Source organism: Tatumella sp. JGM94 (assembly GCF_018257595.1).
Taxonomy (GTDB): Bacteria; Pseudomonadota; Gammaproteobacteria; order Enterobacterales; family Enterobacteriaceae; genus Tatumella; species Tatumella punctata.
In genome coordinates this window covers 14,039-32,964 of sequence record NZ_JAERJN010000004.1, presented here as the reverse complement: position 1 = coordinate 32,964, position 18,926 = coordinate 14,039, and the positions used below count along the sequence as shown (strand labels likewise).

21 protein-coding genes are annotated in these 18,926 nt (G+C 49.7%); 16 read left to right on the top strand and 5 right to left on the bottom strand.

Annotated features, from left to right (window positions below):
- Positions 1–59: 59 nt before the first annotated feature.
- The 12 genes from JK216_RS04105 (at position 60) to trpS (ending at position 10,067) form a co-directional block, all read left to right on the top strand.
- A complete protein-coding gene (locus tag JK216_RS04105) occupies positions 60–893 on the top strand; it encodes a pilus assembly protein (protein ID WP_212711371.1) in 834 nt (277 codons plus the stop codon).
- A complete protein-coding gene (locus tag JK216_RS17130) occupies positions 890–1,453 on the top strand; it encodes a PilN domain-containing protein (protein WP_212711370.1) in 564 nt (187 codons plus the stop codon). Before JK216_RS04105 ends, JK216_RS17130 begins: the two co-directional genes overlap by 4 nt.
- Positions 1,446–1,934: a hypothetical protein gene (locus JK216_RS04095; RefSeq protein WP_212711369.1), complete on the top strand. Its 489-nt coding sequence runs from the start codon at positions 1,446–1,448 to the stop codon at positions 1,932–1,934. The genes JK216_RS17130 and JK216_RS04095 overlap by 8 nt, the downstream gene beginning before the upstream one ends.
- Positions 1,927–2,277: a HofP DNA utilization family protein gene (locus tag JK216_RS04090; RefSeq protein WP_212711368.1), complete on the top strand. Its 351-nt coding sequence runs from the start codon at positions 1,927–1,929 to the stop codon at positions 2,275–2,277. The genes JK216_RS04095 and JK216_RS04090 overlap by 8 nt, the downstream gene beginning before the upstream one ends.
- A complete protein-coding gene (gene pilQ / locus JK216_RS04085) occupies positions 2,267–3,502 on the top strand; it encodes a type IV pilus secretin PilQ (protein WP_349290156.1) in 1,236 nt (411 codons plus the stop codon). The genes JK216_RS04090 and pilQ overlap by 11 nt, the downstream gene beginning before the upstream one ends.
- Before the next feature lie 359 nt (positions 3,503–3,861).
- Entirely contained in the window at positions 3,862–4,383 is a 522-nt protein-coding gene (aroK, locus tag JK216_RS04080) for a shikimate kinase AroK (protein WP_212707392.1), read from the top strand.
- 39 nt (positions 4,384–4,422) lie between these two features.
- A complete protein-coding gene (aroB, locus tag JK216_RS04075) occupies positions 4,423–5,511 on the top strand; it encodes a 3-dehydroquinate synthase (RefSeq protein WP_212707393.1) in 1,089 nt (362 codons plus the stop codon).
- Positions 5,512–5,583: 72 nt separating this feature from the next.
- Positions 5,584–6,720, top strand: coding sequence for an SPOR domain-containing protein (locus JK216_RS04070; RefSeq protein ID WP_212711366.1), 1,137 nt, complete (start codon positions 5,584–5,586; stop codon positions 6,718–6,720).
- Between the two features lie 97 nt (positions 6,721–6,817).
- The gene (dam, locus tag JK216_RS04065; RefSeq protein WP_212711365.1) at positions 6,818–7,630 is read left to right on the top strand and encodes an adenine-specific DNA-methyltransferase; all 813 of its coding nucleotides are present in this window, start codon (positions 6,818–6,820) and stop codon (positions 7,628–7,630) included.
- Between the two features lie 63 nt (positions 7,631–7,693).
- Positions 7,694–8,377, top strand: coding sequence for a ribulose-phosphate 3-epimerase (gene rpe / locus JK216_RS04060; RefSeq protein ID WP_212711364.1), 684 nt, complete (start codon positions 7,694–7,696; stop codon positions 8,375–8,377).
- Positions 8,361–9,038, top strand: a complete 678-nt coding sequence (locus JK216_RS04055) for a phosphoglycolate phosphatase (protein WP_212710322.1) — start codon at positions 8,361–8,363, stop codon at positions 9,036–9,038. The genes rpe and JK216_RS04055 overlap by 17 nt, the downstream gene beginning before the upstream one ends.
- An 18-nt stretch (positions 9,039–9,056) precedes the next feature.
- Entirely contained in the window at positions 9,057–10,067 is a 1,011-nt protein-coding gene (gene trpS, locus JK216_RS04050; RefSeq protein ID WP_212707398.1) for a tryptophan--tRNA ligase, read from the top strand.
- A 101-nt stretch (positions 10,068–10,168) separates the two neighbouring features.
- On the opposite strand, the gene tsgA is transcribed toward trpS, so the two are convergent.
- Positions 10,169–11,353, bottom strand: coding sequence for an MFS transporter TsgA (gene tsgA / locus JK216_RS04045; protein ID WP_212711363.1), 1,185 nt, complete (start codon positions 11,351–11,353; stop codon positions 10,169–10,171).
- Positions 11,354–11,611: 258 nt separating this feature from the next.
- Here tsgA and ppiA point away from each other — a divergent pair, with 258 nt between their 5' ends.
- The 3 genes from ppiA to JK216_RS04030 all read left to right on the top strand — a co-directional run bounded on the left by ppiA (position 11,612) and on the right by JK216_RS04030 (position 14,179).
- Positions 11,612–12,169 carry a peptidylprolyl isomerase A gene (gene ppiA / locus JK216_RS04040; protein WP_212707400.1) on the top strand — a complete coding sequence of 186 codons (558 nt, stop codon included), beginning with the start codon at positions 11,612–11,614 and terminating at the stop codon, positions 12,167–12,169.
- Between the two features lie 125 nt (positions 12,170–12,294).
- Complete coding sequence (locus tag JK216_RS04035) at positions 12,295–12,876, top strand: aminodeoxychorismate/anthranilate synthase component II (protein WP_212707401.1); 582 nt, start codon at positions 12,295–12,297, stop codon at positions 12,874–12,876.
- Positions 12,877–12,961: 85 nt separating this feature from the next.
- The gene (locus JK216_RS04030) at positions 12,962–14,179 is read left to right on the top strand and encodes an aspartate aminotransferase family protein (protein ID WP_212710323.1); all 1,218 of its coding nucleotides are present in this window, start codon (positions 12,962–12,964) and stop codon (positions 14,177–14,179) included.
- Between the two features lie 43 nt (positions 14,180–14,222).
- Here JK216_RS04030 and JK216_RS04025 read toward each other — a convergent pair whose 3' ends face one another.
- Positions 14,223–16,298, bottom strand: a complete 2,076-nt coding sequence (locus JK216_RS04025) for a YccS/YhfK family putative transporter (protein ID WP_212711362.1) — start codon at positions 16,296–16,298, stop codon at positions 14,223–14,225.
- Between the two features lie 71 nt (positions 16,299–16,369).
- Complete coding sequence (gene crp, locus JK216_RS04020) at positions 16,370–17,002, bottom strand: cAMP-activated global transcriptional regulator CRP (protein ID WP_212707404.1); 633 nt, start codon at positions 17,000–17,002, stop codon at positions 16,370–16,372.
- Between the two features lie 301 nt (positions 17,003–17,303).
- On the opposite strand from crp, the gene JK216_RS04015 reads away from it, so the two are divergent.
- Entirely contained in the window at positions 17,304–17,708 is a 405-nt protein-coding gene (locus JK216_RS04015) for an OsmC family protein (protein ID WP_212707405.1), read from the top strand.
- Positions 17,709–17,746: 38 nt separating this feature from the next.
- On the opposite strand, the gene JK216_RS04010 is transcribed toward JK216_RS04015, so the two are convergent.
- Positions 17,747–18,616 carry a phosphoribulokinase gene (locus tag JK216_RS04010; protein WP_212711361.1) on the bottom strand — a complete coding sequence of 290 codons (870 nt, stop codon included), beginning with the start codon at positions 18,614–18,616 and terminating at the stop codon, positions 17,747–17,749.
- A 92-nt stretch (positions 18,617–18,708) separates the two neighbouring features.
- Positions 18,709–18,924 carry a YheU family protein gene (locus JK216_RS04005; RefSeq protein ID WP_212707407.1) on the bottom strand — a complete coding sequence of 72 codons (216 nt, stop codon included), beginning with the start codon at positions 18,922–18,924 and terminating at the stop codon, positions 18,709–18,711.
- Positions 18,925–18,926 lie beyond the last annotated feature (2 nt).

Sequence of the window (18,926 nt, the reverse complement as noted above, 5' to 3'; positions counted from 1 at the left end):
AGGCTGTCGGAATGGTTTGATACGTCATTTTACGCACAGACACAATGGAGGTGTCCTGGATGAAGGCAAATTACTGGCATATCGGGCTTGATATTCAGCCCGGGCAGGTTACCGCCCTCGGGGTTCAGCCGCGACGTAATGGCTGGCAACTACGCCACTGGTGGCAACAACCTGTTCCCTGTCAGGATAGCAATCAGGATATGAATGGCCCCCGGACCGTGCTGGTCCGGTTATTAGAGCACTGGCGCAGATTACTGCCGCGAAAGTTCTCATTACGTGTAGGGTTACCGCCACACCTGGTATTACAGCGGCAGCTGGATGTTCCGTCTGCTGTTGCCTGCGAACCTGTGTTGGGAAGTTATATCAGGGCGGCCGCAGGGCGGTTATTTCCTGAAGGCAGCGGCCCGTTAGCGATAGATTATCAGCCGGCTGTCCTGCAGTCTGACAGTGTCAGTATTACGGTAGCCAGTCAGACAGTTATTGAACAATGGCAAAATATTTTCTATCGGGCCGGACTCAGCCCTGATGTTTTTGAACTAATGCATGGCAGTCTTGCGGTCGCCCTGAGTATGCAGGGTTCCGGTCATGACCGGATCCTTGTCCATGAAAGCGATACATTCTGGCTATGGGCCTGCTATCGTCAGGGTAAGCTGCAACATGGCTGGCAGTTTCGGCAGCAGTGTCCCGATGCTGAATTCATATGTACGCAGCAATGCCCTGAGGCAGAGGCTCGTTTTTTTTGTGGCAGTCAGCTTCCGCCACGGGTCCCCGCCGGATTTCGTCTTTTTTCGCCTTTCCCTGCCATTGTGTATCGCCAGCCGCCGTTACCGGCAGAAGAAAGCAGTTTTACGTTAGCTGCCGGGCTGGCACTGCGTCAGGACGATCGTCTGTGATCCGGGTAAATTTATTACCATGGCGGGAAGCTGTATTGCAACGCAGGAAGCAGCAATGGCTGACCCGTGCTCTGTTAATGCTGGTTGTCCTTCTGACGGTCAATAGTGCCCTGTGGTTATCTCTGACACAGTCCGGGAAACAGACCGCGGTATGGGTTGCCCAGCAGAAAAAATTACAGGCACTGACCAGTCGCCTGCTGGCAGAGCAACAACAGTTATCTCAGCAGTTAGTTAACCGACAGCAACAGGATGAAGCCCGTCAGGCACTGGCCGACAGACTGGATAACTGGCGCCGTTTCTGGGTGAAGTTACCGGCCCTGATGCCTTTATCTCTGTGGCTGATATCGGTAGCACAGGAACAGACGACACTGACGTTTCGTGGCCAGGCGGATACCCTCTCCAGCCTGATGTTGTTTACAAGAAACCTCCGGCGACAAGCATTCTTCACCCGGGTCGATATTCAGGAAATGCAGGGGACAGGGCAGGGGGATTACCGTTTTACCCTCAGGGCCTATCTGGCGGTAAGCATGCAGCTGTACGGGGGATGGGCAGATGACTGAATGGGCAACTGGCATGCTTTATCGGCCGCATTATCAGCAATGGGGCCTGTTTCTCCTGACCTCCGCGTGTGGTCTGCTATTTTCTGCACTGCTGCTGATTCTTCCGGAATGGCAGCGCTGGCAGCGCAGTGAACAACAGTATCTGCGTCAGGACAACTTTCTCCGACAGCAACAGGAACAATTATCCCGTTTACTGCCAGCGGAGCAGTTACGTGACCAGTTACTGATTCGACGAAACACACAACAGCAGAAAACAGGGATTGCCCTGGAAGAAATACTGGCAGGCAACGAGATAACCCTCAGACGCTGGCGTAATACAGAGTCACCGGCAGAGGTACAATTGCAGCTTGACTGGCCGCAAGTTGCGGTCTTTTTCAGACAGATGAGGATATTACAGCCCTCTCTGTTACCGATCCGGTTTGGTCTTGAATACCGGGAAGAGGGGCTGGAAATGGTGATGTGGTTAAATCCTGATGAATAATATTCATTATTACTCGCTGATGTTTTTTTGCTGCTTTTACGTATCAGGAGCGGCCCGCAACCCTTTTCAGCCACCCGGTATCAGTCTCCAGTGCCGCCTGCCGGACAGGGGGGAACCACAATGGCGCTTACAGGGGACAGTACTGCAACAGGATAAACAAGCAGCCCGGCTTTCACATCCCTCACAGGGCTATTACTTGTTGTTCGCCGGACAGTACTTACCGGGAACGTTATGGCAGGTCGAACAGATAACGCGGGGCCGTGTGATATTACGCAATACGGGTGAATGCCAGACCCCTTTATGGCTACTGACAATGGCCACTGGTCATGCCCGTGAACGCTAAACTGCTGTGTTTTTTGCTCTCTGTTGCAGTGACCGGCAGTGTCACTGCAAACCCTGTGACCGTGGATTTTGAGGATACACCGGTAGCACAAATATTTTATCACCTCGCCGAGTTCCGGCAGGCTAACCTGGTGATCGCTCCCGGGGTGAGCGGAAGCTTAACTGTCAGATTACGCGACGTTGAATGGCCGCAGGCAGTAGCGCTGGTGGCAGAAATGGCGGGGGTGACCGCCCGGTGTAAACAAAATATTTTACGTATATCTCCACGCTCCGGAGATGAGAAAACCGGACATCCGCCGCTGGATTCAGTTGAAGCAGCATTACCTCTGGAAACCCGCCGTTTTGTACTGCGCTATACGGATGTTAATCAGGTCAGGTCATTGTTGCTTAAGGAGAACGCTGGCCCTCTGACTCCCCGGGGACGAATCTCTCTGAATAGCAGAGCAAATATGTTAATTATCCGCGATACCGGCCCGGCGCTGGTCAGCATTGCGCAGTGGATAACCCTGTTCGATATACCCGTCCCGCAGGTAGAAATTACGGCCCATATCGTGACTATCAGTGAAGAGCAGTTACGTGAACTGGGTGTCGGCTGGGGACTGGGTGGTGTTTCATCGGTGAATGATATTCTGGCATCGCCGTCGCTGGATATACCGTTAAGTGTTGAGTCGGCTTTCTTCTCTGCGGGAATGACGCTGGCCAGAATCAATGGTCAGTTGCTGAATCTTGAACTGAGCGCACTTGAGCAGGAAAACCAGATTGAGATCATCGCCAGCCCGCGTCTGATAACCTCACATGGTAATGTGGCCTCCATAAAACAGGGGACAGAAATCCCTTATATTGTCTCGCAGGGCAGAAATGAAAACGCGACCGTGGAATTTAAAGAAGCGGTACTGGGGATGCAGATTACACCGGAAGTGCTGGGAGAAGGCAATGTCAGGCTGACCATCCGGCTGAGCCAGAATGTCCCGGGCAAGGCCCTGCAAAAAGGCAATAATGTGCCTCTGAGTATTGATAAGCAGGAAATTGAGACCAAAGTCACTATTCAGGACGGACAGACGGTAGCACTTGGCGGGATCTTTCAGCAACAGACGAATAACCAGCAGAACAAAGTCCCGGTTATCGGGGAATTACCCGCGATTGGCCGTCTTTTCCGGCAGGATGTCAGCCAGCAGACGAAGCGGGAACTGGTGATATTTATCACCCCCAGATTGGTATTTCCCTGATTATTCCCTGTAATTATCCCCACAGCAGGGAACAACGTTGACGCAGCGTAATATTTAGCATAAAAGATTAGCGATTTTGTAAACCTGTATGTAGTTATCCGGGACCAGATAAAGTATCAGGTTATCTTTGTTGTCTGCAGCAATGTTGTTGTAAAAATGAACAAAAGATACGATTTAATATCGCTCCGGAGGAGAAAGCTTCGCCGGAAATCATTTATTTGGTTGCCAAACGACCCATAGTGTTGAGATAATTTTTTGTCTGACTCTTATTAACGCTTATGAGGTCTCAGTTTCTGTCCCGCCTGTCAGCAAGGCTGAACGCGGGGTATCATCAACGAATTCTTAGTAATACCGATAAAATGGCAGAGAAACGAAATATCTTTCTGGTTGGGCCTATGGGTGCCGGCAAAAGCACTATTGGTCGTCAGTTAGCTCAGCAACTCAATATGGAATTTTATGATTCCGATCAGGAAATTGAGCGACGTACCGGAGCTGATGTTGGCTGGGTATTTGATGTAGAAGGCGAAGATGGTTTTCGTGATCGTGAAGAAAAAATCATCAACGAGCTGACTGAAAAACAAGGCATTGTTCTTGCGACGGGGGGGGGCTCAGTAAAATCACGTGAAACCCGCAATCGTCTTTCCGCCCGTGGTGTGGTTGTGTATCTGGAAACGACAATAGAAAAGCAACTGGCACGTACACAGCGTGACAAACGACGTCCTTTACTTCAGGTTGATTCTCCTCCGCGGGAAGTGCTGGAAGAACTGGCGGGTGAGCGAAATCCGCTGTATGAAGAAATTGCAGATGTGACCATTCGAACTGATGAGCAAAGTGCTAAAGTGGTCGCGAACCAGATTATTCATATGCTGGAAAGTAATTAATTTATCTTAAGCAGACTAAGTTGCAGGGTATCGATCATTATGGAGCAGATCACGGTCTCACTTGAAGAACGTAGTTATCCGATAAGAATAGCTGCAGGTTTGTTTGATGATCCTGCCTCATACTGGCCGCTGGGTGCCGGAAATCCTGTAATGGTGGTGACCAATGATACATTGGCACCGCTGTATCTGGATGCTGTGACTGAAAAACTATCAGCTGCAGGCGTTTTAGTTGACCAGGTTATATTGCCTGACGGTGAACAGTATAAAACGCTGACTGTCCTTGAACAAATATTCACCGCATTACTTGAAAAACCTCATGGCCGTGATACCACCCTGATCGCTCTCGGCGGCGGTGTAATTGGCGACATGACGGGTTTTGCTGCGGCCTGCTATCAGCGTGGTGTCCGCTTTATTCAAATACCCACCACCTTACTCTCACAGGTAGATTCCTCTGTCGGGGGAAAAACAGCGGTAAACCATCCGCTGGGTAAAAATATGATCGGCGCGTTTTATCAGCCTGCCTCGGTCATCATTGATACTGATTGTCTGAAAACGCTGCCCCCGCGTGAACTTTCGTCCGGACTGGCAGAAGTGATTAAATACGGTATCATTCTGGATAATGATTTTTTCGTATGGCTGGAAAACCATATGGAAGCATTAGTTGCTCTGGATGAAAAAGCACTGGCGCAGTGTATTCGTCGTTGCTGTGAGCTTAAAGCCCGGGTTGTGGCTGCCGATGAGCGTGAGTCCGGTGTCCGGGCCCTGCTTAATCTGGGGCATACCTTCGGTCATGCGATTGAAGCACATATGGGCTATGGCAACTGGCTGCACGGCGAAGCGGTGTCTGCCGGTATAGTGATGGCGGCCAGGACCGCTGAATATATCAATGGTTTCAGCCCTGATGATACTCAACGTATTATTAAGTTACTGGAGCGTGCCGGTTTGCCGGTGCACGGACCGCGGGAAATGACCGCCAGCCAGTATCTGCCGCATATGATGCGGGATAAAAAGGTATTAGCCGGTGAACTTCGTCTGGTTCTGCCTCGTAATATCGGGCAGTCAGAAGTGAGAGGCGATATTTCTCATGATATTGTTACCAGGGCAATCAATGATTGTCTGCCCGGCTGATAATACGGCATACAGTGTTCCCGCGGCACGAAAAGGCAGCGAGAGATCAATGGTTAAGTATGAGGTGGTTTAATGGATGAGTTTCAACCGGAAGATGAGTTAAAGCCTGACGCCAGTGATCGTCCTGCTGCGCGAAACCGTAAACCCTCTGCAGGGCCGAAATTACCGGTATCATTACCGGTATCTAAGCAACATATTATGATTGCCGTCGGGATTCTGGTGCTGTTACTGTTGATCCTCGGTATTGGTTCTGCACTGAAATCACCCTCCGGACATGCACCTGCTGCCCCGGCCAGCTCATCCGGCAGTGCTGGTAAAGATATTGATCTTTCAGGTACCTCTGCCATGAGCGGGCAGTCTGCCCCGGCGTCTGCTGCCGCGACAGAGACACCCTCAGATACTGAGACACCTGCCAATAATGCCTCCGCCGGAAGTAACACTATTGCTATGCCCGCTATCTCGTCGACGCCATCTCAGGCAGCGGCAGGGACGGCTCCGGCTGATCAGCAGCGTATTACGGTGGCTGGCGGGATAAACAGTGCGCTGAATAATACACAGGTACCGGCAGAGTCCGCGGCGGCTACAACATCTTTGCCGTTGGCTCCTGCCACGCTTGACCGCAGTGGAAAACTGGCCAATCCCATACCGGCGACTGGTCAGACAGGTAACCTGAACGCTCCGGCCAATAAGCCGTCAGTCGTTCACCGGACTCCGCAAAACAGCGCCAGCCAGGCGAATGAACGTAAAACAGTCGCCGCTGAACGTGAGCGTCAACGGGAAAATCGTCGCAGTGCAGAACGGCGTCGTACAGAAGAACAACGCCGGGCGGTACAACAGCGTCAGGCAGCTGAACAGAAAAAAACGGCCCCCCCCGTCGCATCAGCCACGGTGAGGAAGCATGAACCTGTCCCGCCAGTAACCCGTGCCGCAGACCCTGCCCGCCAGTTACCTGCCGGTCAATATACCCTGCAACTCAGTGGTACAACCCATGAAGCTGCTCTGAATACATGGGCTAAACAGCAACAGCTGGGCAGTTACCATATTTACCAGACGCAACGTAACGGGCAGCCATGGTTTGTATTGGTCAGCGGTTCTTATGCAACCCCGGCAGAAGCAAAACGTGCTATCAGTGCGCTTCCTGACGCTGTACGGGCAAAAAGTCCATGGGTTAAACCCGTGAGTCAGGTCAAAAAAGAGGCCGGAAAGTGATAATCATCGGGGCTGCTGCCGGCAGCCCCATTTATAAGCGCAGATCTGCTGTCGGTTTATCCACAGCCATCAATGAAAAAATCTCTATTACGACAGCATGAAAAAACACCGCGCTTTCCTGAAGTGGGCAGGGGGTAAATACCACCTGCTGGATGACATTCGTCGATGCTTACCCGAAGGGGACTGTTTAGTTGAACCTTTTGTAGGTGCCGGCTCTGTTTTTCTGAATACTGACTATCAGAATTATCAACTGGCTGATATTAATAGCGATTTAATTAATCTCTACAATATTATTAAGACCAACAGTACCTCGTTTATTGCAGATGCCCGCCGGTTATTTACGGCAGAGGAAAATAAATCAGAGGCTTACTATGCCCATCGGGTAGAGTTTAACCTGAGCCGTGATGCCTACCACCGTGCATTGTTATTTTTATATCTTAACCGCCATGGCTATAACGGTCTTTGTCGTTATAACCTGCGTGGTGAATTCAATGTACCTTTCGGCCGTTATCAGAAACCCTATTTTCCTGAAGCCGAGCTGTTGTGGTTCGCAGAGCGTGCCCAGAAGGCTACTTTCGTCTGTCAGTCTTATGGCCCTACGATGCGGGAAGCCAGCAGTGGCTGTGTGGTGTATTGTGATCCCCCGTATGCACCGTTGTCAGCAACAGCTAATTTTACTGCCTACCATACCAACAGTTTCAGCCTGCATGAGCAGATCCATCTGGCGGAGCTTGCCGAAGAACTGGCAAAAGAAAGATCAGTACCTGTGCTAATCTCTAATCATGATACGGAGCTGACTCAGCAATGGTATAACGCGGCGGTAAAGCATATCGTTAAAGCAAGACGATCCATTAGCCGCAATGTGAACGGTCGCACCAAAGTCAACGAAATACTGGCCCTTTATCGTTAAACTGACCATAAACAGCGGCATTGTTCAGGGAATTACGCTGAATAATATTATCGGGAGAATCAGATGAAAGACTACTTGATAGCACCATCAATATTGTCGGCAAATTTTGCCCGACTGGGTGAAGATACGGCAAAAGTACTGGCCGCCGGCGGAGATGTTGTCCATTTTGACGTGATGGATAACCACTACGTCCCTAACCTGACGATGGGGCCGATGGTGCTGAAAGCCCTGCGGGATTATGGTATTTCTGCGCCGATTGATGTTCATTTAATGGTTTCTCCTGTGGATAGTCTGATCCCGCAATTCGCTAAAGCCGGTGCCAGCTATATCACCTTTCATCCGGAAGCCACTTTACATGTTGATCGTACTCTGCAACTGATTAAAGAACATGGCTGCAAAGCCGGACTGGTATTTAATCCTGCCACCCCCCTGAGTTACCTTGATTATGTGATGGACAAACTTGATGTGATCCTGCTGATGTCGGTTAACCCTGGTTTTGGCGGTCAGAGCTTCCTGCCTTCGACATTGAATAAGCTCCGTGAGGTACGCCAGCGTATCGACCACAGTGGTTTTGATATCCGTCTTGAGGTTGATGGCGGGGTAAAAGTTGATAATATCGGGCAGATCGCCGCTGCAGGTGCGGATATGTTTGTTGCCGGCTCGGCGATTTTCGGTCACCCCGATTATAAGAAAATTATTGATGATATGCGCAGAGCACTGGAGACAGCTAATGGCTCATTTCACTAATATTCGTGCGCTGGCCTTTGACCTGGACGGAACCCTGACAGACAGTGCCCCCGGACTGGCTGCCGCTGTCGATATGGCATTACAGCAGATGACGCTGCCAGAGGCCGGTGTCGCCCGGGTCTCCACCTGGATAGGTAACGGGGCAGATATCATGATGCAGCGTGCGTTGACTTATGCCCTGCAGCGGGCACCTGCGCCTTATGAGGCTGCACAGGCGCGCCAGCTGTTTGATAAGTTTTATGCACAGACGGCAGAGCAAGGCAGTGCGTTATTTCCCGGTGTGAAACAGACACTGCAAATACTTTGTCAGCAGAATATGCCAATGGCGATAGTGACCAACAAACCTACACCCTTTGTAGCCCCTTTACTTAAATCACTGGGTATTGATCAGTTCTTCTCGCTGGTGATTGGCGGTGATGATGTCACTGCCAAAAAACCGCATCCGGCAGCTGTCTATCTGGTACTGGGTAAGCTGGGACTGACCGCCGGTGAGTTACTGTTTATTGGTGATTCGCGTAATGATATCCGTGCGGCGAAGTCTGCGGGAGTACCATGTGCAGGGCTGAGCTACGGATATAACTATGGCGAGCCAATTGCAGACAGTCACCCGGATTGTGTGCTGGATAGCTTTGACCAACTTCTGCCCGCACTTGGGCTGTAATAAATCAGGATAAAATTTATGAGTAAACCCATTGTTTTTAGTGGCGCGCAGCCTTCAGGTGAACTAACCATTGGTAATTACATGGGGGCACTTCGTCAATGGGTACAGATGCAGGATGATTACCACTGTATTTATTGTATTGTTGACCAGCATGCGATTACTGTCCGTCAGGATCCGCAAGCACTGCATAAAGCGACACTGGATACTCTGGCCCTGTATCTGGCCTGTGGTATTGACCCTGAAAAATCGACCATCTTTGTACAGTCACATGTGCCGGAGCATGCACAGCTTTCATGGCTGCTGAACTGCTACACCTATTTCGGTGAGCTGAGCCGTATGACCCAGTTTAAAGATAAGTCGTCACGTTATGCTGAAAATATTAATGCCGGTCTGTTTGATTATCCGGTATTGATGGCGGCAGATATTCTGCTGTATCAGACTAACCAGGTACCGGTCGGGGAAGATCAGAAACAACATCTGGAACTGAGTCGCGATATTGCACAGCGTTTTAACTCTCTTTATGGTGATATTTTCCGGGTTCCTGAGCCTTTTATTCCTAAGTCCGGTGCGAGGGTGATGTCGCTGCTGGAACCGACGAAGAAAATGTCTAAATCCGATGATAACCGTAATAATGTGATTGGATTACTGGAAGATCCTAAAGCGGTTGTGAAAAAGATTAAACGTGCAGTGACTGACTCTGACGAGCCACCGGTAGTCCGTTATGACATTAAAAATAAGGCCGGAGTATCTAACCTGCTGGATATTCTGTCGGGTGTGACCGGACAAACCGTCAGCGAGCTGGAACAGGAATTCAGCGGTAAAATGTACGGACATCTGAAAGGTGCCGTTGCCGACGCTGTTTCCGGGATGCTGGCAGAGTTACAACAACGCTTTGAACACTTCCGCAATGATGAACAGTTACTGAACCGGATCATGAAAGAAGGTGCAGATAAAGCCAGCAGCAGAGCACGTGAGACACTGGATAAAGTTTACCAGGCGGTAGGTTTTGTCGCCCGGCCTAAAGGCTGAAAATAAGCCAGAGCCAGTGCAGGGACCATCAGCAGATGGTCCTTTTTTATTTCTCAGAAAAAACGCCGGTTATCCGGCGTTTTTTGCTGAATAATCACGGATTACTCTTTAACCGGCGCGATATTGTTCAGACGATGTTTGCTGACAAAACCCAGCAACAGACACAGGATAAATACCACCCCGTATAAGCCATTGGCGGTCATCAGTGCCGCATGTGGTCCGCTGTGTTCTACTATCGGGCTGGTCACGACAAATGTCAGCATGGTACCGATAGTCCCGCAGGTCAGAATAAAGTTAACCAGTTTCGGTGATGACACGCGGGTCTGCTGTGAACCCAGAGTAATGATGGTGGTGTAAATTGCACTGGAAAAGAAACCTAAAATCATAATGATAATATGCAGCATTGCGACAGTTTCTGTATGAGTAAACCAGTACATCAGTGCAGTGGCCAGGGCAGTGATAACCACGAGGATTTTTTGCAGATCAACGAAGCGCAGTACCACACTGAATACCCACATACCGACCATATAGGCAGTCCAGAAATTACCGACCAGCTGTCCCGCATCAGAAATCTGTACCCCCAGATTCTTGGTGGCATATTCCGGAACCCAGGAAATAAAGCCCAGCTGACCGAGGATATAACACAGTGCCGCCAGTGCCAGCAGGAAAACACCACTGCCCCATTTCTCTCTTTCTGCCTGCTGTTGGTGGCTTTTTTTCGTCAGCACCGGAAATTCAATCATTAAGGTCAGAATAAAGATAGCCACATAAATCAGACCGATACAGCAGTACACCCAATACCATGGCAGTTGTCTGGCCAGCAGAACCCCTGCAATAATCGGGAACAGGGTTCCGGCCATACTGAAGAAAGAGTCAGTAAACAACAGGCGTGAACCACGCTGACGACCCTGGTAAAGGTGGGTAATCAGGAAGGTACCGATAGACATAGTAATTCCGCTGACCACCCCCAGTACAAACATGCATACCGAGAACATAGCGATACTGTGGCCGGTGACTAATCCGCCAATCGCCAGTAGCATTAATATAAACCCGAAGATTAACTGGCGTTTTAACGGAATAATTTCCATCAGCCAGGCATTAAGGAAGATAGCAACCAGAATCCCTGTATTAAGAAAAGTAAAAGTATTACTCATGCTTGATACGGGAACATTAAAGTACTGGGCAATATTATCCATGACCATCCCGGTCACAATTACTAATGCGCCGGTCAGGGCATAGGAAAAAAAGCTGATCCAGGTCAGGCCAGTCAGATTGGTCTTTGTCATTGTTAGAGACCCTAGTAAGAAGAAAGGTGAGAATTATCCCATGGGATTATAGAGTGAACCGTGATCCTGATAAATAATCAATGAAACATCATTTTCTTATTTCATCAATAATATGATCTTATTCACATATTTTTATACCGGTAATGATCTTTTCCTGCGGCCAGCAGATGGCCTGCAGGTAAATATCTGGTTCTCCTGCTGTGATCTCTCTACAATTAGCTTCGTTTTCCGTGTGGTTTATTCAATCAGGGAGTTTTTATGTTGAAACGTACTCTGGCGGCTGCCGTCGCGTTGCTGGCTCTTTCTTCAGCATCGGTACTGGCTGATACTCATGTACTGCTGACAACTTCAGCAGGTAATATTGAACTGGCGCTTAATGATCAAAAAGCCCCGGTGAGCGTCAAAAATTTTGTAAGCTACGTTAATAGTGGTTTTTATAACAACACTGTGTTTCATCGGGTCATTCCGGGTTTTATGATTCAGGGCGGAGGCTTTACTGCCGATATGACGCAAAAACCTGTCGGTGCGCCTATTAAGAATGAAGCTGATAATGGGCTGCGTAATCTGCGCGGTACTATTGCCATGGCCCGTACCGCTGATCCTGACAGTGCGACCAGCCAGTTCTTTATTAACGTCGCAGATAACGCATTTCTGGATCACGGCCAGCGTGATTTTGGTTACGCAGTATTTGGTAAGGTGATTAAAGGGATGGATGTTGCCGATAATATTGCCCGGGTTCAGACCTCCAATATCGGCCCTTATCAGAACGTTCCTGTAAAACCGGTCACTATTCTTTCTGCGAAAGTATTGCCGTAACAATGACAGGCCAGTGGACACTGGCCAGCAGTCCGGAGGATAAATACCCTGCTACTGGTTCAGTCTCTGCCCGGAGTACAGATAACCAGACGATGCGTCTGACAGTCAGGCGGGGCATACCAGCCATGTTACTTCTTATCGATAACTACGATTCCTTTACCTGGAATCTGTACCAGTATTTTTCCGTGACCGGTGTTGAGGTCAGGGTAGTACGCAACGACGCTATTACTCTCCCCGAAATTGCTGCATTACCTTTAAGCCATCTGGTGATTTCTCCGGGACCCTGTACTCCGGATCAGTCCGGAGTCTCGGTTGAGGCCATCAGATATTTCGCCGGTAAAATACCTATTCTGGGTGTATGCCTTGGGCATCAGGCGATTACTGTCGCTTTCGGGGGTAAGGTGGTACGTGCCCGTCAGCCGATGCATGGTAAAACCTCAGTGATTACCCACAATGACAAGGGGGTATTCAGACGTCTGAATAATCCTCTGACCGTGACCCGCTACCATTCGTTAGTTGCGGAAGCAGAATCACTGCCTGAGTGCTTTGAAGTCACCGCCCGGAGTGAATCGGAGCGGCAGTTTGATGAAATTATGGGGATAAAGCATAAAACATTACCCATTGAAGGCGTTCAGTTTCATCCTGAAAGCATTATGAGTGAGCAGGGACTTCAGTTATTGAAAAATTTTGTCGAACAGGCCGGTTAATATTTGCCTTTGGTTGATTTTTTATGCATATTTTTTGACTTATTATTTATATTTTCATGCACGGATAAATCAGGCGGACAATTCAATGGCAAAAGAGACGATAGCAGTTAACCGGGAAACGTTTGATCAGGTCATTTTGCCTGTTTATGCACCCGCTCAGTTTGTGCCAGTCAAAGGTAAAGGCAGTCGGGTCTGGGATCAGCAGGGTAAAGAGTATGTCGATTTCTCCGGTGGAATTGCGGTAACTGCCCTGGGCCATTGCCACCCGGCATTGGTCGACACCCTGAAAACACAAGGTGAAACCCTGTGGCATACCAGTAATGTGTTTACTAATGAGCCGGCACTGCGCCTCGCCAGTAAGCTGACTGACGCAACGTTTGCCGAACGGGTATTTTTCGCCAACTCCGGGGCCGAAGCCAATGAAGCCGCATTTAAACTGGCCCGTTACTACGCATCGGTACGCCATAGCCCTTATAAAACCAAAATTATTGCTTTTCACCACGGGTTCCATGGCCGTACGTTATTTACCGTGTCAGTGGGTGGCCAGCCAAAATATTCGGACGGTTTCGGGCCGAAACCTGCCGATATAGTGCATGTTCCTTTTAATGATCTCGGGGCAGTAAAAGCCGTTATTGACGATCATACCTGTGCGGTTGTTCTGGAACCTATTCAGGGAGAAGGAGGCATTACCCCGGCAACACCTGAGTTTATGCAAGGGCTGAGGGATTTATGTGATCAGCATCAGGCGTTACTGGTGATGGACGAAGTGCAGAGTGGTATGGGCCGCAGCGGCAAATTATTTGCCTATGAACATTATGGTGTGACCCCCGATATTCTGACCACGGCCAAAGCGCTGGGGGGCGGTTTCCCTGTGAGTGCAATGCTGACAACAAATGAAATTGCATCAGCGATGTCTCCCGGTACCCATGGGACAACCTATGGGGGTAACCCTCTGGCTTGCGCTATCGCAGAAACTGCGCTCGATACGATTAACACCCCTGAGGTCTTACAGGGTGTAGAAATACGGCGTCAGTGGTTTACAGAGGAGCTGGAAAAAATTAACCGGCATTTTTCGCTGTTCAGTGAGATTCGCGGCAAGGGGCTGTTGATCGGAGCAGAACTGAAGCCACAGTATCAGCCGAAGGCCCGGGATTTGTTACATGCGGCAGCGGCCGAAGGTGTGATGATCCTTACGGCAGGTAGCGGTGTTATCCGTTTTGCCCCCTCACTGGTGATCACCGAGCAGGACATACGTGAAGGAATGGCCCGTTTATCCGTAGCCGTCGGAAAGGTATTTGGCTAACTTACTGACCGCCAGCCTCCTTGCGGACGCTGGCGGGTTTGCTTCAGACTTTCTTTTTCTTATTTATCAGCCACTGTCCGTGACGGGGACGTTGTCGCCAGACAATCGACGAAATAGTCCGCATAACTCTCAGGTGGCTTAATATCTGATCGAGCTGCCGCTCCATAATGGTTACCGGCCCCAGAGGAACCTTGTCGGGAGTATCCATTACCGCACTGCTGCGGTCATCTTCACTCTGGTAACTCAGGCGCTGCTGACATTGTTGTAATGCAATCTCACAGGACTCCAGGTAGCTGCGGGCCAGCCCGGGGCTGAGCATAGTATGTTCATGGGCAAGCGTCGTCAGCACATTAATATGTTCGACAATAAACTGGCTATGGGTAACCCACAGATGCATTTCGTTCAGATATTCAGTATTAAAGCCGGGTTCCTGCATAGCCTGGTTCATTGAACTGAAAAGGGCATTATGCCGCTGGTTTACCTTGATTCTGATACTTTCTAACTCATCGGCGGTGTGCTGCGGAGCAAGTAAGATCTGCAGGGCATGCTGATAGGTCTCCAGGACATCCAGGGCATTTTTTCGTAACAGGGCACTTTGCCACTGCGGCCATAGCCATAGCATGCCGGCGAAAGCAATCAGGCACCCCAGCAGGGTATCCAGCAGGCGGGGCACCAGGAAATTCACCCCGTTAAGGGACAGTAACTGCAGGCTGTATACTGCAGTGACGGTGAAACCAATGGTTGCCCAGCCGTAGTACTGACGGGAAAAGAGATTACTGAACAAGGTCAGCAATAACATTGTCAGCAGGATCACCGATTCCGGCGCGGCCATTTTCAGAGACCAGGCGGCAATCATCAGGCCGGCAAATGTGCCGAGGGCACGGTGCTGAATCCGGACCCGGGTTGCAGCATAACTGTTCTGACTGACCAGAATAATGGTCATTAATACCCAGTAGGGCTTCGGCATATTCAAAGACAGGGCCAGAGTACTGGCCGTCATCAGCATGACCGAAAAACGGCCGGCAGTCCGCAGGGCGACAGACTTTAACGAAATATAGCTGCGTAATGCGGCCAGCAAGGGCAGTCGTCGCTGGCTGTCTGCCATAAGGTCACGGCGGTAGAGTGGTTTCCTTGTTTGCAGTACTGTTGCAATTTTACTGAAATGGTACAGATAGAACTGGCCGACAGGGTTATCAGGGTACTGGCGGACGATATTCTGTAATTCTGACAGAGACTCACGCATCGAAAAGTCCGCCGGAATCTGGTGATAAAGGATATTATCGGCGGTCTTGCGCAGTTGTCCGGCAACCAGATTAGCGGTGCGTTTGATAATTTCTCCCGACTGACTTTTCTGTACCAGATCTCTGACATCCTCACTCTGGCTGAGAGTCACTGAAATATGCTCCTGCAGGTCTTCTGCCATCATAAAGGTACGGATCAGGTATTTTTCACGGCTGTTTTTTTCCGCGGAAAGCATATGGATTTGCTGATAGGCGGTGGTGATTAAATCGACGACTTTCTGCTGGTAATTCAGTAATGCGGGTAATGATTTATCATAATCACTGCTGCTGAGCAGAGTATATTTTTCCTCGCAATATTTCGCCAGAGCGCGGTATAACAGGCTGAGTGTTTCACGCAGCGGCTGATCCTTAGACAGCCTGAACCAGTACCAGTTAAACAGTCCGTACCATAAAGTACCGCAGCCATAGAGCAAAGGGGGGCCCCACAGGGGCATTCGTCCGACCAGGCTCAGCGTAAATGTCATGGCGATCAGGGACCCCGGTAGCAGACGTCCATGCAACGGGCTTATTTCACCGCATACTCCGATTAATAATGGAAGCGCACCGACAATAAACGGTAACGGGACATTACGCAGCAGCAGCCACTGTAGTAAGAAACTACTGAGCGCAAACAGAGTACCGCCGATAACAATTCGCTTAAAAAAATGGCGATGCGGGGTATCCAGTCCGGCGATATTGCAGCAGGCTGGTACCAGAGAAAACAGCAGACCTTTCTGCAGATCGCCGGCCAGCCATCCGGCGGCGACAGGAAGACACAGGATAAGTGTCTGGCGCAAGGCATAGTTAACTTCAGGGTGATAAACAATTCTGCGCCACATCAGATACAACCGCAGGTCAATAATAAACAAGACACGGCAGTCACCTGCCGTGCAGCGGACAGTATGATCCGTTAACGGGTACCGTAGACGACGATGGTTTTCCCGTGGGCTGAAATCAGGTTCTGATCTTCCAGCATTTTCAGGATCCGGCCGACGGTTTCGCGGGAACAACCGACGATTTGGCCGATCTCCTGACGGGTAATTTTGATCTGCATTCCGTCAGGATGAGTCATTGCATCGGGCTGACGTGCCAGGTTAAGCAGGGTCTGGGCAATGCGTCCGGTAACGTCAAGAAAGGCCAGATTACCGACTTTTTCCGACGTTACCTGTAAACGGCGTGCCATCTGTGATGATAAGCGCATCAGAATTTCGGGATTCACCTGAATAAGCTGACGGAATTTCTTGTAAGAAATCTCCGCAACCTCACAGGCAACTTTGGCGCGCACCCAGGCAGTACGTTCCTGGCCTTCCTCAAATAATCCCAGTTCTCCAATAAAATCGCCCTGATTCAGATAAGAGAGGATCATCTCTTTTCCTTCTTCATCTTTAATCAGAACAGCAACGGAGCCTTTCACTATATAATAGAGAGTTTCCGCTTTTTCACCCTGATGGATCAGGGTGCTTTTGGAGGGATATTTGTGAATATGACAATGGGACAGGAACCATTCTAATGTAGGGTCTGTTTGTGGTTTACCAAGAACCATTCTCTTGTATCCTTCTGTTGTAATCGTGCCGGAAACACAGGGGGTAAGATCCTGTGGGGCTTTGAAATCATAGGGCTTTTTTGTCTGACATTCGCGGTGACCCAGTGACACTTACTCTGGTGAAGACGACCGTTTTGCCATGGTTGTAATCGGGTAAAAATTATCTACCCCTCTGTTTGTAGCATACCCTGAGGAAACTGTCTCCTGTTGTATTGTCTGGCCCGGGTCATTGCCCGCAGATTGCCGTTTATCCTGTGAAGGAGTAATCTGACAGATATTTAATAAACTGAGAGTAAGAACAATGCAGGCACGCGTAAAATGGGTTGAAGGGTTGAGTTTTATCGGGGAATCAGCCTCGGGACATCAGGTCCTTATGGATGGTAATGCCGGTGACAAAGCTCCCAGCCCGATGGAAATGGTTTTGATGGCTACCGGAAGCTGTAGTGCCATTGACGTGGTGTCTATTTTGCAGAAAGGCCGTCATGATGTGACAGACTGTGAAGTTAAACTGACATCGCAGCGTCGCGAAGAAGCGCCGCGTCTGTTTACCCATATTAATCTTCACTTTATTGTCACCGGGCATAACCTGGCCGATACAGCGGTAGAGCGTGCAGTTTCACTTTCGGCTGAAAAATATTGCTCGGTTGCTTTAATGCTGGGTAAAGGGGTTGATGTTACCCACAGTGTTGAAGTGATAAGTCTGTAAGTTCATGGTGTCCGGATGCTGTCTGGCATCCGGACGTATTAGCGGGGAGCGCGCTGTTCGATCAATTGTTTCACCAGCGGTGTCATAATCAGCTCCATGGCCAGCCCCATCTTGCCTCCCGGCACGACCAGCGTATTGATATGTGAAATAAATGCCCCGTGGATCATCGCCAGTAAATACGGGAAATTAATCTCTTCCAACCCCCGGAAATGGATCACCACCAAACTCTCATCCAGTGAAGGGATGGTCTTTGCTGCGAACGGATTAGACGTATCAACCGTCGGTACCCGCTGAAAGTTAATATGGGTCCGGGAAAATTGCGGAGTGATATAGTTAATATAGTCATCCATCGACCGTACCACCGAATCCATCACCGCTTCACGGGAGTGGCCGCGTTCGCCGGTGTCTCTGACCAGTTTCTGAATCCATTCCAGATTAACGATCGGTACCACACCGACCATCAAATCAACTTTGTCAGCAACGTTGTGTTGTCCGGTAACAATACCGCCGTGTAATCCTTCATAGAACAAGACATCCGTATTCTCCGGTAAAGGTTGCCAGGGGGTGAAGGTACCGGGCTGCTGTTTCCAGGGCACTGCTTCATCATAGGTATGTAAATATTTACGTGAGCGACCGGTACCCTGGCGGGCATATTCGGTAAAGGTCTGTTCCAGCAGAGAGAAGTCATTGGCCTCGGGTCCAAAATAACTGATATGCCTCCCCAGATCCCGTGCTTTGCGGATAGCAACATCCATCTCTGGCCGGCTATACCGGTGAAAACTGTCTCCTTCCACTTCTGCGGCACGGATATTCAGTTGCTGGAAAATTTTACGAAAGGCGAGGCTGGTAGTACTTGTTCCGGCACCGCTGGAACCGGTAACGGCAATGATAGGATGCCTTGCTGACATAACGTTATGCTCCCTGAACCAATACGGCTGACAGCATTGTTAACATGTCTGGCCGCGGGTGTCATCTGTCGTAGTACGGGACAAATCCGCGGTTAACCGAAATTACGCGCTGGCATCAGTGTGACTGACTCATGTAATTCCGACCACACCACGACGATTTCCCCGGCGGTGAGCTGCCGGTGAATATCGGCCGTTTTTTCTGACAATGAACGCTCCTGTTCACCATAGTCTGTGCCTTCTCTGAGGACAAAAGACTCAATCAGATTATTCAGCGTATCAGGATCTATTTGCTGCCATGGAATGATCACAA

Excerpts from the sequence above, each read along its gene's own strand:
- JK216_RS04105 (WP_212711371.1), top strand. The coding sequence starts at position 60 with ATGAAGGCAAATTACTGGCATATCGGGCTTGATATTCAGCCCGGGCAG.
- JK216_RS04095 (WP_212711369.1), top strand. The coding sequence starts at position 1,446 with ATGACTGAATGGGCAACTGGCATGCTTTATCGGCCGCATTATCAGCAA.
- JK216_RS04090 (WP_212711368.1), top strand. The coding sequence starts at position 1,927 with ATGAATAATATTCATTATTACTCGCTGATGTTTTTTTGCTGCTTTTAC.
- aroK (WP_212707392.1), top strand. The coding sequence starts at position 3,862 with ATGGCAGAGAAACGAAATATCTTTCTGGTTGGGCCTATGGGTGCCGGC.
- aroB (WP_212707393.1), top strand. The coding sequence starts at position 4,423 with ATGGAGCAGATCACGGTCTCACTTGAAGAACGTAGTTATCCGATAAGA.
- JK216_RS04070 (WP_212711366.1), top strand. The coding sequence starts at position 5,584 with ATGGATGAGTTTCAACCGGAAGATGAGTTAAAGCCTGACGCCAGTGAT.
- dam (WP_212711365.1), top strand. The coding sequence starts at position 6,818 with ATGAAAAAACACCGCGCTTTCCTGAAGTGGGCAGGGGGTAAATACCAC.
- rpe (WP_212711364.1), top strand. The coding sequence starts at position 7,694 with ATGAAAGACTACTTGATAGCACCATCAATATTGTCGGCAAATTTTGCC.
- JK216_RS04055 (WP_212710322.1), top strand. The coding sequence starts at position 8,361 with ATGGCTCATTTCACTAATATTCGTGCGCTGGCCTTTGACCTGGACGGA.
- trpS (WP_212707398.1), top strand. The coding sequence starts at position 9,057 with ATGAGTAAACCCATTGTTTTTAGTGGCGCGCAGCCTTCAGGTGAACTA.
- tsgA (WP_212711363.1), bottom strand. The coding sequence starts at position 11,353 with ATGACAAAGACCAATCTGACTGGCCTGACCTGGATCAGCTTTTTTTCC.
- ppiA (WP_212707400.1), top strand. The coding sequence starts at position 11,612 with ATGTTGAAACGTACTCTGGCGGCTGCCGTCGCGTTGCTGGCTCTTTCT.
- JK216_RS04035 (WP_212707401.1), top strand. The coding sequence starts at position 12,295 with ATGTTACTTCTTATCGATAACTACGATTCCTTTACCTGGAATCTGTAC.
- JK216_RS04030 (WP_212710323.1), top strand. The coding sequence starts at position 12,962 with ATGGCAAAAGAGACGATAGCAGTTAACCGGGAAACGTTTGATCAGGTC.
- JK216_RS04025 (WP_212711362.1), bottom strand. The coding sequence starts at position 16,298 with ATGTGGCGCAGAATTGTTTATCACCCTGAAGTTAACTATGCCTTGCGC.
- crp (WP_212707404.1), bottom strand. The coding sequence starts at position 17,002 with ATGGTTCTTGGTAAACCACAAACAGACCCTACATTAGAATGGTTCCTG.
- JK216_RS04015 (WP_212707405.1), top strand. The coding sequence starts at position 17,304 with ATGCAGGCACGCGTAAAATGGGTTGAAGGGTTGAGTTTTATCGGGGAA.
- JK216_RS04010 (WP_212711361.1), bottom strand. The coding sequence starts at position 18,616 with ATGTCAGCAAGGCATCCTATCATTGCCGTTACCGGTTCCAGCGGTGCC.